This window comes from Parapedobacter pyrenivorans (assembly GCF_014636865.1).
Classification (GTDB): Bacteria; Bacteroidota; Bacteroidia; order Sphingobacteriales; family Sphingobacteriaceae; genus Parapedobacter; species Parapedobacter pyrenivorans.
Genome location: NZ_BMER01000001.1, coordinates 2,774,932 through 2,789,288, shown reverse-complemented (window position 1 = coordinate 2,789,288; position 14,357 = coordinate 2,774,932). Strand labels below are relative to the sequence as shown.

Annotated in this window: 13 protein-coding genes; 8 read left to right on the top strand and 5 right to left on the bottom strand. The window is 48.7% G+C overall.

Annotation, left to right across the window (positions count from 1 at the left end; genetic code table 11):
* Window positions 1–14: 14 nt before the first annotated feature.
* Entirely contained in the window at window positions 15–659 is a 645-nt protein-coding gene (locus IEV98_RS10965) for a TetR/AcrR family transcriptional regulator (RefSeq protein WP_188505875.1), read from the bottom strand.
* A gap of 198 nt (window positions 660–857) precedes the next feature.
* Between IEV98_RS10965 and IEV98_RS10960 the strand changes: the two genes are divergently transcribed.
* The 5 genes from IEV98_RS10960 to IEV98_RS10940 all read left to right on the top strand — a co-directional run bounded on the left by IEV98_RS10960 (window position 858) and on the right by IEV98_RS10940 (window position 5,490).
* Complete coding sequence (locus IEV98_RS10960) at window positions 858–1,340, top strand: Lrp/AsnC family transcriptional regulator (protein WP_188505874.1); 483 nt, start codon at window positions 858–860, stop codon at window positions 1,338–1,340.
* A 57-nt stretch (window positions 1,341–1,397) separates the two neighbouring features.
* Window positions 1,398–2,471, top strand: coding sequence for an EamA family transporter (locus IEV98_RS10955; RefSeq protein WP_188505873.1), 1,074 nt, complete (start codon window positions 1,398–1,400; stop codon window positions 2,469–2,471).
* A gap of 96 nt (window positions 2,472–2,567) precedes the next feature.
* Window positions 2,568–3,335, top strand: a complete 768-nt coding sequence (locus IEV98_RS10950) for a 5'-nucleotidase C-terminal domain-containing protein (protein WP_229738677.1) — start codon at window positions 2,568–2,570, stop codon at window positions 3,333–3,335.
* Window positions 3,310–4,269, top strand: coding sequence for a bifunctional metallophosphatase/5'-nucleotidase (locus tag IEV98_RS10945; RefSeq protein ID WP_188505872.1), 960 nt, complete (start codon window positions 3,310–3,312; stop codon window positions 4,267–4,269). Before IEV98_RS10950 ends, IEV98_RS10945 begins: the two co-directional genes overlap by 26 nt.
* 18 nt (window positions 4,270–4,287) lie before the next feature.
* Window positions 4,288–5,490, top strand: a complete 1,203-nt coding sequence (locus IEV98_RS10940) for an MFS transporter (RefSeq protein WP_188505871.1) — start codon at window positions 4,288–4,290, stop codon at window positions 5,488–5,490.
* Window positions 5,491–5,493: 3 nt separating this feature from the next.
* On the opposite strand, the gene IEV98_RS10935 is transcribed toward IEV98_RS10940, so the two are convergent.
* Together IEV98_RS10935 and recR are read right to left on the bottom strand one after the other, a co-directional pair.
* On the bottom strand, window positions 5,494–6,315 hold the full coding sequence (locus IEV98_RS10935; RefSeq protein WP_188505870.1) for an SDR family oxidoreductase: 822 nt from the start codon (window positions 6,313–6,315) through the stop codon (window positions 5,494–5,496).
* Entirely contained in the window at window positions 6,293–6,910 is a 618-nt protein-coding gene (gene recR / locus IEV98_RS10930; protein WP_188505869.1) for a recombination mediator RecR, read from the bottom strand. Before recR ends, IEV98_RS10935 begins: the two co-directional genes overlap by 23 nt.
* A gap of 151 nt (window positions 6,911–7,061) precedes the next feature.
* On the opposite strand from recR, the gene IEV98_RS10925 reads away from it, so the two are divergent.
* Complete coding sequence (locus tag IEV98_RS10925; RefSeq protein WP_188505868.1) at window positions 7,062–7,772, top strand: LOG family protein; 711 nt, start codon at window positions 7,062–7,064, stop codon at window positions 7,770–7,772.
* Between the two features lie 42 nt (window positions 7,773–7,814).
* Here IEV98_RS10925 and IEV98_RS10920 read toward each other — a convergent pair whose 3' ends face one another.
* Both IEV98_RS10920 and IEV98_RS10915 read right to left on the bottom strand, forming a co-directional pair.
* A complete protein-coding gene (locus IEV98_RS10920; protein WP_188505867.1) occupies window positions 7,815–8,504 on the bottom strand; it encodes a hypothetical protein in 690 nt (229 codons plus the stop codon).
* Window positions 8,501–8,839 carry a PadR family transcriptional regulator gene (locus IEV98_RS10915; RefSeq protein ID WP_188505866.1) on the bottom strand — a complete coding sequence of 113 codons (339 nt, stop codon included), beginning with the start codon at window positions 8,837–8,839 and terminating at the stop codon, window positions 8,501–8,503. Before IEV98_RS10915 ends, IEV98_RS10920 begins: the two co-directional genes overlap by 4 nt.
* A 236-nt stretch (window positions 8,840–9,075) precedes the next feature.
* Between IEV98_RS10915 and clpB the strand changes: the two genes are divergently transcribed.
* Window positions 9,076–11,667, top strand: a complete 2,592-nt coding sequence (clpB, locus tag IEV98_RS10910) for an ATP-dependent chaperone ClpB (RefSeq protein ID WP_188505865.1) — start codon at window positions 9,076–9,078, stop codon at window positions 11,665–11,667.
* Between the two features lie 133 nt (window positions 11,668–11,800).
* Window positions 11,801–14,326 carry a hybrid sensor histidine kinase/response regulator gene (locus tag IEV98_RS10905; RefSeq protein ID WP_188505864.1) on the top strand — a complete coding sequence of 842 codons (2,526 nt, stop codon included), beginning with the start codon at window positions 11,801–11,803 and terminating at the stop codon, window positions 14,324–14,326.
* Window positions 14,327–14,357 lie beyond the last annotated feature (31 nt).

Sequence of the window (14,357 nt, the reverse complement as noted above, 5' to 3'; positions counted from 1 at the left end):
AGGTGCAAAAAAAATTATTTTAACCGCTCCAATAATTGTAAATAAGCTCCAAACACGCTCTCCAACAAGGTGTCCTGCTTAATGAGTTCAATATCGCTGCATTTTTCTGCAATGTGTTTAAAATGGCTGGTAATATGTAACGAACATAACCCGTGCACCACACTCCAGGAAAGCATTGCCATTTCCTCGGTGGGCATGCTGCTGAAATAACCGTGCACTTTACATCCTTCTACGGTCTGTATCAACGCATTAAACACCTGCTCCCCCTCTTCCCATTCGTCTTCCGGGTGATGGGCTTGCAAATACTGCATTGGCTCCTTCATGATGAACATCAACTCGTAAAAGTCCGGATGATCAATTGCAAATTGGATGTACCCCCTACCCATTGCCTTCAATCGTTCAAAAGGGTCGTCTACATGTGCAAGCGCAGAAAAGCGCTCACGCATTAAGCCAAACCCCTCTTGATGAAGCGCGTAAGCGATATCGGTCTTATCCTTATAATACAAATAGATCGTCGTCGGACTGAATTCGATCTCAGCAGCGATTTTCCGGATAGAGGTCGCCTCGTATCCTTCGGTGATAAATAATTTTTTCGCTGCCTGCAGGATCCGGGCCTTGAAGTCTTCCCGATGCCTTTCCTTTCTTTCCTTAATACCCATCGCAATAAATTAACGAAGCAAATTTACTTAACACTGTTAATTAATCCAATATCTTTTTTTTATTTTTTTGTCAACGGAACCCTATTCTATCCACTAAAGCCCAAAAACAATTATCACAAACCACTATTACAGAACATAATTCATTGTATTATTATATATTTTGAATATTATTCAAATATTCATTAATTTTGCAGAATAATGAACAAAATAGAACATAATTTAGATCAGACCGATTACGCCATCCTGCGGTTGATGCAAGAAAACGCCCGGATCAGCAATGCGGACATCGCCCGCGAACTGGGAATGGCTCCCTCTGCAATCCTGGAGCGAATAAAAAAATTGGAGCAACGGGAAGTGATCCTGCAATACCGAGCGAAAATCAATCCAGCGGCATTGGATCAGACCTTACTCTCGTTCATTTTCATCCGTGCAGCCGATGGGATTGGATGTGCGACCACGGGACAAGCGTTGGCAGCTATTCCCGAAGTACAGGAAGTACACGACATTGCTGGCGACGACGGCTACTTGGTGAAAGTGCGTACGGCAGATTCGGCGGCACTGGTGGAGCTTATGCGGAATTCGTTTGCAAAGATACCAAGCATTATTTCAACCCGCACCACCATTGTGCTGGAAACAGTCAAAGAGGAACAGCAGTTGGTCATTCCTCGATTCGAAGGGTAAGATGAAGGAGTGAGGATCGAGCAACAAAACTAAAAGGAATAAAAAGCAAAGATAAAAATGACGACAGCGGAAATACGAGATGGACACTCCAGATTAAAGATTGTCGTGGCTTTCGCCATCGTTTATGTAGTGTGGGGGTCGACGTTTTTTTTCATCCATAAGGCATTGGCCGGCTTTAGCCCATTCTTGTTGGGAGCCGTACGGTTCAGCACCGCCGGGTTCCTCATGCTGGTGTGGTGTTACCTTAAAGGGTACCGGATTTTTCATCGATCAACCATCCTCCATGCGGGTTTAATGGGTTTGTTGCTCCTGTACATCGACAACGGCATCATTATTTGGGTTGAACAGTTCATGCCCAGCGGACTCGTTGCTATCATGTCGGCATCTGCCGCCATTTGGTTCATCGTCTTGGATAAACCCAATTGGAAAGCCAACTTTGGCAACCTACCGGTGATCATCGGCCTTTTTATGGGTTTCTTCGGTGTGGTCATGCTGTTTGGTGACCGCCTGGCCCAAGCATTGGATGCTTCGCAACGTCAGGCAAATATCTTGGGCATGTCACTCCTATTGCTCGGCACATTGGCTTGGACCATCGGCTCGTTGTATTCCAAATATTATGGCAAGTCCAAAAATAGCGAGAGCGGGAATGGTTTGGTGGGCACCGCGTGGCAAATGTTTATTGCCGGAGTTGCTTTTACACTCACGGCCTCCAGCCGGGGGGAAATTGCCAGCTTCCGTTTTGATATGGTGCCAGCCTCTGCTTGGTGGGCAATGGCTTACCTCATTGGCATGGGATCCATCGTTGCGTATAGTTCATATATCTGGCTCTTGCAGATTCGGCCGGCAACCGAAGTGAGCACGCACACGTATGTGAACCCAATTGTCGCCGTATTGCTCGGCGCCTGGTTTGCCCATGAAACGGTTTCCTACTCCCAGTTGATCGCGTTATTGGTTATTCTGGGAAGCGTCTTCTTAATCAACTGGGATGCGTATAATCTGTCCGCGTTATTCACCCGGCGCAGAAGCCGCTATGCGCGACTCCGCGAAAGCGCCCGCACACGGGCAAAAATCCGGGCTTCGCTTCCTGCTCCTTCCGGTACGCAGTCGATGGGAAAAACGCTTCCCAACTAAAGGTTAACCCCTCAAAAACTTCTTTTCAATTTAACATGCGTTGGTTACCTTTGCTTACCCACGGCCATGTGCCAAAAAAGAGAATTTTGCAACACCATGAAGTATTTTACCCCTAAAAACCGCCTTGCATTGCTCGCCATAGCCCTGGGCTTGGGAAGTGCATCATGCAGTAGGTATTTTGCCCCCCGCGAGCAGGCTGTTTATACAAAGCTTCAAATCGACAGCACCCTAACCGGCGACTCCACTTTTTTACAATTATACGCTCCCTATAGGGAGCAGCTAGAAGCCGAAATGAATCGCGTAGTCGGTTATACCGATGTGAACCTTACCCACCCCCGCGATGTACCCGAGACGCGCCTAGGCAATTTTTTTGCCGATGCATTGCTAGCAGAAGGAAAAAAGCGACATCCGGATGCCGAACTTTCCTTTGGGACGAAAGGTGGCCTGCGCATTGAATTGCAAAAGGGAACCATCACAATGGGCAACCTATTTGAATTGATGCCGTTTGAAAATGAAATGGTACTGTTGGAGCTTTCAGGCAAAAGTTTGCTGCAACTCGCCCAGTTTATCGCGGCCACGGACGGGCAGCCCGTGGCAGGTTTACGTATGAGGATCAAAGATGGTAAAGCCATCGACATCACCGTGGCGGGCAAACCATTGGAACTCTCCCGCACCTACAAACTGATCACCTACGACTATCTCGCCAACGGGGGCGACAATTCCCGTGGGTTGAGCAATCCGGTCAGCCGCACCAACCTCGGACTGAAAGTACGGGAAGCATTGATCACGTACGTCGGAGAACAAACACGGGCTGGTAAACACATAAATACACAACTTGATGGAAGGATTACCCACAATCAATAGGCGCCATTTTCTGAAACAAGCGGGCACGTTTGGTACACTTTCCTTGCTAGGAGGTATTCCCCTGGCTGCTTTAGCCAATGAAGATCACATCGCATTGACCATCCTGCACACCAATGACGTACACAGTCGTATCGATCCGTTTCCCATGGACGGCTCACGCAACCAAGGCCTGGGCGGCGTAGCACGTCGGGCAACACTGGTGGAGCGTATTCGGAGCGAACAACGCAATGTGCTCCTGCTTGATGCAGGCGACACGGTACAGGGCACGCCTTACTTCAACCTTTTTGGGGGAAAAGTGGAACTGGAATTGATGAGCAAGATGGGTTACGAAGCCAGCACCATCGGTAATCACGAGTTCGACAATGGATTGGAGGGCCTGGCTAAGATGCTTCCATATGCTAAATTCCCATTTCTTACTGCAAATTACGATTTCAGCGACACCATGCTGAAAGGAAAAACCCGCGAGTATAGCATCTTTAAGAAACAAGGGCTCCGGATTGGCGTTTTTGGGCTGGGCATCGAATTGGATGGGATGGTCGACCCAACCCTTTGCCGCGATGTCCGCTACCTCGACCCCATTGCTACTGCCAACACACTTGCCGAACGGCTCAAACAGGATTATCGATGTAGCTTTGTGATCTGCCTCTCCCACTTGGGTTACAAATACCAAGGAAATAAAGTTTCCGATGTGGTGTTGGCAAAGAACACACGAAACATCGACCTCATCATCGGTGGGCACACGCACACTTTCATGCCCGCACCCGAAAGCATCCGAAATCTAAACGGTGAATTGACGACCATCAACCAAGTGGGATTCGGCGGCATCAACCTCGGGCGTTTGGATTATGTTTTCGAGCAACAATCTGGCAGGAAAGAATTGGTCACAGCCAGCAGTTATGAAATTACGGATGGTGTTTCCGTATGGAACGGATAAGCCGACACGGATGGCACTGTGAAAGAACTCATACGGATATATATCGACTCGTACCGGGGGCTATCCCGGCCAGCTTGGATGCTGGCATTGGTCATGCTGGTGAACCGTACCGGTGCTATGGTGCTGCCTTTTCTAAGCATCTATATGACCCAAGCGCTCGGCTTCACTATCCAGGAAGTGGGTACCGTGCTGGCGTGCTTCGGTTTGGGCGCGGTCACCGGCTCATGGCTTGGCGGATGGTTAACTGATCGCTTCGGCAATTTCTGGGTGCAGACACTCAGTTTGTTGCTTTCGGTCCCATTATTCCTGGTTATTCCCCAGTTTACGTCGGTTGAAGCCGTATCAATCGCCATCTACGTCCTCAGCGTGGTAACGGAGTCATTCCGTCCGGCCAACTCCGTTTCGGTAGCGCGCTATGCACGACCTGAAAATATCACGCGCGCCTTTTCGCTCAACCGCATGGCCATTAATCTCGGCTTTTCCATCGGCCCGGCATTGGGCGGTTTCCTGGCGTCCATTTCCTATCACTGGATTTTCTATGGGAATGCGCTGGGTGCTTCCATCGCAACGCTCACATTCATCTTGTTTTTCTATAAGCGCAAGGGCACGGTGCGGACTAAGCAGGCCGAACCCATCCCTGCCTCTTCGCAAGCACCGAAATCCCCGTATCGGGATTGGCTATTTTTGCTTTTCAGCTTGCTTTGCTGTATTTATGCCATTTGTTTTTTCCAGTTATTGAGTACAATGCCACTATTTTATCAAAAGGGTCATTTCCTCAACGAGCAACAAATCGGCATCATACTGGGCTTCAGCGGGCTTATCGTTGTGATCTTTGAGATGTTATTGGTACACATCGCAGAGCGACGACTTAACTACGCGAGCAGCATATTCTGGGGTACGGCACTATGCGCCGTTTCATTTGCGTTGCTCCCTTTGCCTACGGGATACTGGATACTCTACGCTTCTATTTTCATGCTCAGCATCTCTGAAATATTGGCCATGCCCTTCATGGCATCTGTAGCCGTAAAACGGGCTTCCAAACAGAACCAAGGTGCCTATATGGGACTGAACGCGCTGGCTTTTTCCACTGCCCACGTATTTTCGCCATTCCTCGGCACACGCATCGCTGACAACTACGGCTTCAATGTATTATGGTGGGGTACAGCCACTGTACTCGTTGGGGTAGCAATTGGACTGTATTTCGTGGTTAGGAAGATGTAACAATTAGCTGACCAACGGGTTCCTTTCCTTCGCAAACAGCTTATACACCTGCCGATCTACCCAATCGGGCAATAGCTTGTTCATCAATACCGCGAGCTTCCCTTGCCGGGTCATAATCAGTGTACGTTTACGGCGGATTATCCCCTGCACGATTCGTGCGGCCACTTCTTCTGCAGTCATCATCTTATCTTCATTCATGCTGGTTTCACCATGTTCGCTCCCAACGGCATTCAATGCTGTTTGCCGGATGTTGGAGGCGGTGAAACCCGGACACGCGACCATCACATGCAAGCCTGTTTTAAGGTTTTCCACCCGCAATGACTCCATAAATCCCTGTATAGCAAATTTGGAAGCCGAATATCCTGTACGGCCAGGGAGTCCGCGATATCCGGCTATGGACGAAACGGCTACGACCGACCCTTGGCTTTGCAGCAATTCGGCCATGGCATACTTGGTACAATACACTGTACCCCAAAAGTTGACATCCATCAGCCGGTGAAGCACTGCCAAATCCAAATCAGCAAACAAAGCACGCATACTGATACCCGCATTGTTGATCAGTGCATCCACCCCGCCAAACGTGTTTATTGCTTGCTGCACTAAAGCCTTGCAATCCGATTCCATCGCCACATCGCACTGCACCGCTACCGCGCGGATACCGTATTCTTTCTCCAATGATTGGGCGATTGCACACAAATCGACGAAGCGCCTGGCACCCAATACGAGATTAGAGCCATGGCGAGCAAAAGCTTCGGCACAAGCTAAGCCGATACCGGAAGAGGCGCCAGTGATGACAATAGTTTTACGATGCAATGTTCCGCTCATAAGGCACACGTGTGGCGATTGAACGCCCCAAGGTCACTTCGTCTACGTATTCCAGCTCACCGCCAAAAGCGATACCCCGGGCGATGGTGCTGATTTGTACACCAAACCCCTTCAGTTTTTTATAAAGGTAAAAAATGGTCGTATCACCTTCCATCGTAGCACTCAGCGCCAAGATGATCTCTTGTACTCCGCCCTCCTCCACGCGCCGTATCAAGCTATCGATCTGGAGATCCGAGGGTCCTATACCATCCATGGGTGAAATGAGTCCACCCAGCACGTGGTAAACGCCATGGTATTGATTGGTGTTTTCTATGGCCATCACGTCACGCGTATCTTCCACGACGCAAATCAGTCCGTTGCCTCGCTTGGCTGAAGCGCATATTTCGCACGTGGTCGCATCCGAAATATTATAGCACGTTGTGCAATGCCGAATTTCTCGCTTTAGGCGATCAAGTGCTTCGGTAAAACGCGAAACTTCGGCGTCCGGCTGTTTCAATAAATGCAATACGAGCCTCAGAGCCGTCTTTTGGCCGATCCCCGGTAACCGGCCAAACTCAGCTACCGCCTGTTCCAATAGTTTGGAGGAGAAGTTCATAAGGCAAAGGTACTTTTTTAGTCCGAAAGTTATAGGGCACAAAAGCAGGAGAAAGCCGATTACTACCTGAAATGGATTTTTTGTGCATGCGTTAAATACAGCGGAACACCCGTTTTAAATTAGTATTTTAGCCAAAATCAAAACATGTTTTATGGCAAGAACACGAGAAGACAAAATCATGCGGGCCTTTGAAAACAAGACCTGGCAGGAGATAAAGGTCAAGGATTCATGGCAGATTTTCAAAATCATGGCTGAATTTGTAGACGGATTCGAAAAGCTTGCCAAAATTGGCCCCTGCGTATCGATGTTCGGTTCGGCACGAACGCCACAAGACCATCCCCATTATAAACTTGCGGAAGATATCGCGCGATTGTTGACGGAACGGGGCTATGGCGTAGTCTCGGGCGGTGGGCCGGGCATTATGGAGGCCGCTAATAAAGGAGCTTATGAAGCTGGCGGAAAATCCGTAGGCATCAATATCGAGCTCCCTTTCGAGCAGTTTCATAACGCATACATCGACCGCGACAAGCTCCTTCAGTTCAATTATTTCTTCGTGCGCAAAGTCATGTTCATGAAATACTCGCAAGGGTTCATCGTACTCCCCGGGGGCTTCGGCACCATGGATGAACTGTTTGAAGCCATCACCCTGATCCAAACTGGGAAAATCGCCCGCTTCCCTATTGTACTGGTGGGCAAAGATTACTGGGGCGGGCTCTTTGAATGGATAAAGAGCAGGATGCTGGAAGCCGGCAACATCAGTCCGGAAGATCTCAACCTATACCGCATGGTGGATACAGCCGAAGAAGCTGCTGAACACATTTTCCGGTTTTACGACAAATATTTGCTTAAGCCGAATTTTTAAGAATTATGGAACATGGGTGTGGAGTAATTATCCTCCCAATCCTTAAATGCCCGTTGGGTGAACGTGCCGTTCAAACTCCCGGCACTTCCGGATCGCATAAGAAATGATCCTGAAATACGCTGCAAAAAGGAATGCAAAAAGCAGGATAATGCCTGCGAAAAGGCTCGCATAAATCCAAGTGTGTTCTGGACGAATGATGATTTGACCAGGAATTTCTGAAAATCGCACCCCAATCAGGAAGAGAAAAGTTGGTAAAAATGCAAATTGAATAGCAAACTGCATAACCATCAGTTTCCGATATCTGCGTTGTAACCACCGATTGTATAGAAATATTCCCAATGAAACCGCAAGATAAACAGACCATACAATCGCCAACAGCCAAGGTGTAGCAATGAGAAAAAATAGCTGGTATAATACCAGGGCGAAACCTCCTACCACCAACAAAGCAGGGAAAGACAGCCACCGTTTCAACTCAAGCGACATTTGACGAAAATATTTCCTACGAAGCGAGTTGGCCATCGCTTCTTTCAATGTACTAAATCCAAACACACCGAATTCCGCATGGGTCTGTTTCAGCGCCTGTCCAAAGGTTGCAGCAGGATTTTCACCCATTTTCTCCTCAATGCTACAGGCCACATGATCAATGATTTCCATTTGGAGATCGATCGCAGTAAAGCCTTGCTGACGGATGAAAGCGCGCAACTGCTTTAGCTGCTGTTTATTCAGTTTCATGATACAACAGGCTTAAGGTTTAACACCAATTGCAGCTTTTCAATAAAGGTGACGGCTTCACTCATTTTTTCTTTCACCTCACCCTTTCCTTCGGAAGACAATGCGTAGTATTTGCGCACACGCCCATCCACCAACTCGGTACTGGTTTCCAGCAAGCCATCTGCTTCTAATTTGTGTAACGCAGGGTATAAAGCACCTTCGGTGAGCTTGAACTCCCCGTGACTCAGCTGCTTTACCTTTTGGGTAATCTCGTAGCCGTACATTTTATCATGATCTTCAAGCAACTTTAAAATAATGGTCTGAAGTGTGCCTTTTAATAGTTTCGTTGAACTCATACAGCAAATATATAGCTTTCCGATATACATAAGAAATTTATGCATAAGTATTTTTATCGTTATCCGAGGCACTTAAGTAGCACAATTGCAACGGGACCTGCTATTTTTTCAGTATAATCCACTAATCACCAGCCAATTATTCAGCATATTTTAATCTCAACCGACAAAATTTCCGATTACCCAATCAAATCCCCCGTGGTACTTGTTTTGATTATACACAGTAAAATCACAAGAAGATGAATTTCAACAACTATACGATCAAAGCACAGGAAGCGATTCAGAAAGCGTCCGAAATTGCCACGGGAAATCAACAACAATCCATTGAAACGGCTCACCTGCTGAAGGCATTGCTGGTGGTGGATGAAAACGTGGTAAGCCACCTGCTCAAAAAGCTGAATGTAAACGTAAAGCATGTAGAGGAAGAGCTCGACAAGCAGATCAGTACGTTCCCCAAAGTGAGTGGCAGCAACATCTACCTATCATCAGGCGCCAATGCCGCCTTGCAGAAAGCGCAATCATACTTAAAGGAATTCAAGGATGAGTTTATCTCCATTGAACACATCCTATTGGGCATTCTTCATGCAAGCGACAAAACCGCGACCCTACTCAAAGACCAGGGAATAACAGAAAAAGACCTCAAAAAAGCCATCAGTGACCTTAGGGGTAATGCGCGGGTAACCGACCAAAACGCAGAGGCTACCTACAATGCCCTGAATAAATATGCGCGCAACCTCAATGAATTTGCAGAGTCCGGCAAGCTCGACCCCGTAATCGGCCGCGACGAAGAAATCCGCAGGGTTATCCAGATTCTTTCGCGCCGGACCAAAAACAACCCCATATTGGTTGGTGAGCCAGGAGTGGGTAAGACCGCTATCGCTGAAGGCATCGCACACCGCATCATTAAAGGTGACGTGCCCGAAAACCTGAAGACCAAAACCGTCTTTTCACTCGATATGGGCGCATTGATTGCAGGAGCCAAATATAAGGGCGAATTTGAGGAAAGGCTCAAGGCTGTGGTAAAGGAAGTAACCCAAAGCGATGGCGAAATCATCCTCTTCATCGATGAAATCCATACGCTCATCGGGGCCGGTGGTGGTGAAGGGGCTATGGATGCGGCCAACATCCTGAAGCCTGCACTGGCACGTGGAGAATTACGCGCCATCGGTGCCACGACGCTCAATGAATACCAAAAATATTTTGAGAAAGACAAGGCGTTGGAGCGACGTTTCCAAAAAGTGATGGTGGAAGAGCCCGATACGCAGGACGCCATTTCCATCTTGCGTGGATTGAAAGAACGTTATGAGACACACCATAAGGTGCGTATCCTCGACGAAGCCATTATCGCTGCCGTAGAACTGTCACAACGCTACATCGCTGATCGATTCCTGCCTGATAAGGCCATTGACCTCATGGATGAGGCTGCTTCAAAACTCCGATTGGAGATGGACTCCGTGCCTGAAGCCGTGGATGAAATCGAGCGTCGCATCATGCAACTTGAGATCGAACGCGAAGCGATCAAGCGGGAAAAAGACACCAAAAAGGTAGAGGAACTCAGTAAGGAAATCGCTAACCTCGGTGCCGAACGAGATTCCCTGCGGGCGGCTTGGCAAAGTGAAAAGTCGCTTGTAGACAACATCAACCAAGAACTGGAACAAATCGAAACCTACAAAATTGAGGCAGATCAAGCTGAGCGCGCTGGCGATTATGGCCGCGTGGCTGAAATCCGTTATGGCCGCATCAAGGAATCGCAGGATAAGGTCGAGTTGCTCAAAAAGGAGCTTGCCGAAAAGCAGGGCGACACCCGGATGCTCAAAGAAGAAGTGACTGCCGAAGACATTGCGGGTGTGGTCTCCCGTTGGACGGGTGTTCCGGTGACCAAAATGGTGCAGAGCGAACGCGACAAACTGCTGTATCTCGAAGAAGAGTTACACAAGCGGGTAGCCGGACAGGAAGAAGCCATCGAGGCAATCTCAGATGCCATCCGGCGATCCCGGGCTGGATTGAGCGATGCACGCCGTCCTATCGGATCATTTATTTTCCTGGGTACCACCGGCGTTGGCAAGACCGAGCTAGCTAAAGCGCTGGCGGAGTTTCTCTTCAACGACGAACATTCCATGGTACGCATCGATATGAGTGAATATCAGGAACGCCACGCTGTTTCGCGCCTTATCGGTGCGCCTCCGGGCTATGTGGGCTATGACGAAGGCGGACAACTTACCGAGGCCATAAGGCGCAGGCCGTATGCCGTGGTGCTATTAGACGAAATCGAAAAGGCGCATCCAGATGTATTTAATATCCTACTGCAGGTATTGGACGACGGACGCCTGACCGATAACAAGGGACGTGTAGTGGACTTCAAGAATACGATCATCATCATGACCTCCAACATCGGTTCGCACCTCATCCAGGAAAACTTCGTTGACCTGAACGATGAAAACCGCGAAGAAGTGATGGCGAAAACACAGAATCAGGTGTTTGAGCTGCTTCAAAAGTCCGTGCGGCCGGAATTCCTCAACCGCATCGACGAGGTTATTATGTTTACCCCGTTGAGCAGGGGGGAAATCGGTAAAATCGTGCACCTACAGTTTGCTCACGTTCAGCACCAATTGACTGAAATGGGCATACAACTCGCCGCCAGCGATGAGGCGCTCGATTGGCTCGCCCAATTGGGGTATGACCCACAGTATGGTGCCCGACCGCTCAAACGTGTCATACAGAAGCACATCCTCAACGAATTATCCAAAGAAATCCTAGCTGGGAAAATCGACAAGGATGCTCATGTCAAATTGGATATGTTTGATAACAAATTTGTGTTTCTGAATCAATAATCGGAAATCAGCAACCCGCTATCAGAACGGGCTTTCTGCGTATCGTAACGCAATTGATGGTCTACTTCTCATGGCGGGTTGCCGTGTTTAGCACAATTTTTGGTAGCTTTACTTGAAAATCAGGGAATAGTGCATGCCTACCCAAGACATACAATCGACTAGAAGTGTACGGCGCAAGGTTATCTTCGTCTTCATATCCTGTGCAGTGTCGCTGGTTTTGGCATGGGTCATCAGCCGCGTTGCGTTTACCGAAATCATGGATACCGTGGAAAACATTACCACACCTGACCCAAAGCTGGAGATGGTGAGCGGCATCTCACGAGATATCATGCGCCTTGATCAACTGCAACGTTCGCAAGCATTCGGGGGTAACGCCACCTATAAAAGTTTTTCCAAGGAATCAGCGGCAATCGTGGCTTCCCTGGATTCGCTGAAGCACCTGTATCAAGGCAGCGGTGTGCAGCTATCCCGGATAGATTCGATAAAAACCCTGCTCCGGCAACGCGATAAGCTATTCAATTCCTACGTAAAGGTACGTGAAAAAGTGGTGGATAGCCGTGAGTTTTCTGAACAGCTACAATCCCTCAGCGACGTTATCTACGAACCCAGCGCCGACAGTACCATCGTCACAACAGAACGGAAACGGCGTACCACGACCATCGCCGGAGACACCAGCGCGGCATCAGCTATTGTGATTGATCAGGATGACCGAGGGTTTTTCGCACGTGTTTTCGGAAGGAAACGACCGGAACAACCGCAACAGGTTACCGAAGAGCGGCGTATGGTAGAGGAAGAAATGGAAACCATCGTAGACACCATCAGGGCCGTGAAGCAAGACAGCACGCTGGCCCGCATTGACAGTGCCGTTCGGCGTTTCCAAATGCTCCAACAACGGCAGCGTGAACAATTCGTCGACCGCGAAATGGAATTGACGGTATTCAGCAACACCTTGATTAGTAATATGCTGAGCATTCTTCATTCCGTAGAAAACGAAGCCATGCAACAGATGGAAGTGGACAACCAGCAAGCCAAGGCCGTTGTGAGTGAGAGCGTATGGCGCATTGGAGGGATTATCCTGGCGTTTTTTATCATCACCGCCATCATGGTTTATTTGATCCTGGCAGACATCCGTCGAAGCAACGCGTATCGGGCCGCTTTAGAGGTAGCAAAAGAGGAAGCCGAGTACCATGCCGCCGCAAAACAGCGCTTCTTAGCCAACATGAGCCACGAGTTGCGCACACCGCTACAATCCATCATCGGATATGCTGAGCAACTCAAACAAGGTGAAAGTACAGACAATCCCAAGGTCGACGCCATATACCAGTCGTCAGAACACCTCTTGCAAATTGTCAATGAAATCCTAGATTACAGTCGGATTACCTCCGGCAAGATCACGCTGAATGAAAAGCCCTTTGCTGTACTGGGTCTGGTAAGCAACGTGGTCTCCGTGATGAAAACCCAGGCCCAGGCCAAGGGGCTCGAATTGTTACTTAATAGCCGTATTTTGGGATCCGGAAATGTATTGGGCGATGCCTTCCGCATCAAGCAAATCCTATTCAATCTACTGAGCAACGCCATCAAATTTACCGACAACGGACGGGTGACACTCTATGTTAGCACCGTGGTGTATGCTGCGAAAACAGAGTTAAATATTGTCGTAAAGGACACGGGTAAGGGCATTCCCAAGGGTGATCTCGAACGCATATTCAACGACTTTGAACAGTCTGAGAATGCCAATTCGGGCGTCCATTTTGGCAGTGGGCTGGGGTTGAGCATTGTAAAAACCATCTGTGAAAACATGAATGGTCACATCCGGGTAGACAGCAAAAAAGGATTCGGCTCCGTGTTCAAAGTCAACCTCCCGCTTAAAACCGCAGCGGAAACGACACCTGAAGCCCGCCCGCATCCATCGCAAATCGCCTCCAAACCTTTTGATGGCAGTGTATGGATTGTAGATGACGATCGGTTTATATTGGGGTTATGCCAAAATATCCTGGATAAGTATATGGTCCCCTATCGTTGTTTCAGCTCGCCGACCGAAGTATTGGCCGCTCATTGGGATCCGAGTGTGAAAACCATCCTAATGGATATCCGGATGCCGGAAATGGATGGCATGCAGCTTAATCGGGAATTGCGTCAAAAAATCGGCTCCGATGGTGTAAATATCTTTGCCTGCACCGCACAGGCCCTACCCGAAGAACAGGAACAAATCCTTGCCCACGGTTTCGATGGCTTGCTGCTCAAGCCATTCAAGGAGGCGGATTTACTGCAGCTGTTGGGCATCACACCACTACCCGCCCAGGCCCCTTCAAACCATCCTAATTTATCGGCGATTGAGCATTTGGCAATGGGTGATGAAGAACAGGCTGATAAAATTATTGCACTTTTTCTGAGGGACACGCTATCCGATATGACATCACTCCAGCATCATTATAAAAAAAACGATCTAACCCATGTGGAGTTGCTGCTCCATCGCATTGCGGGGCGTACTGCGCAGATCGGAGGCAACAGCATCGCCTTTCAATTGCGCAAAATGGAAATTGATGCCCGAAACGGCGAACTGCCCCAACAACAAGTATTGGAACATACCCTCTCCCAACTGAATAGCCTCATGCAGCAGCTTCAGATTCACAGCCGGGCCAAAGCGGTAATTAGTTAAGTCGGCCGACACCTATGTGGCCAGATTCATT

What these genes read in the sequence shown, in the direction of transcription:
- IEV98_RS10955 (WP_188505873.1), top strand. Translation starts at nt 1,398, where the DNA reads ATGACGACAGCGGAAATACGAGATGGACACTCCAGATTAAAGATTGTC.
- IEV98_RS10905 (WP_188505864.1), top strand. Translation starts at nt 11,801, where the DNA reads ATGCCTACCCAAGACATACAATCGACTAGAAGTGTACGGCGCAAGGTT.
- IEV98_RS10915 (WP_188505866.1), bottom strand. Translation starts at nt 8,839, where the DNA reads ATGAGTTCAACGAAACTATTAAAAGGCACACTTCAGACCATTATTTTA.
- recR (WP_188505869.1), bottom strand. Translation starts at nt 6,910, where the DNA reads ATGAACTTCTCCTCCAAACTATTGGAACAGGCGGTAGCTGAGTTTGGC.
- IEV98_RS10925 (WP_188505868.1), top strand. Translation starts at nt 7,062, where the DNA reads ATGGCAAGAACACGAGAAGACAAAATCATGCGGGCCTTTGAAAACAAG.
- IEV98_RS10950 (WP_229738677.1), top strand. Translation starts at nt 2,568, where the DNA reads ATGAAGTATTTTACCCCTAAAAACCGCCTTGCATTGCTCGCCATAGCC.
- IEV98_RS10960 (WP_188505874.1), top strand. Translation starts at nt 858, where the DNA reads ATGAACAAAATAGAACATAATTTAGATCAGACCGATTACGCCATCCTG.
- IEV98_RS10935 (WP_188505870.1), bottom strand. Translation starts at nt 6,315, where the DNA reads ATGAGCGGAACATTGCATCGTAAAACTATTGTCATCACTGGCGCCTCT.
- IEV98_RS10945 (WP_188505872.1), top strand. Translation starts at nt 3,310, where the DNA reads ATGGAAGGATTACCCACAATCAATAGGCGCCATTTTCTGAAACAAGCG.
- IEV98_RS10920 (WP_188505867.1), bottom strand. Translation starts at nt 8,504, where the DNA reads ATGAAACTGAATAAACAGCAGCTAAAGCAGTTGCGCGCTTTCATCCGT.
- clpB (WP_188505865.1), top strand. Translation starts at nt 9,076, where the DNA reads ATGAATTTCAACAACTATACGATCAAAGCACAGGAAGCGATTCAGAAA.
- IEV98_RS10965 (WP_188505875.1), bottom strand. Translation starts at nt 659, where the DNA reads ATGGGTATTAAGGAAAGAAAGGAAAGGCATCGGGAAGACTTCAAGGCC.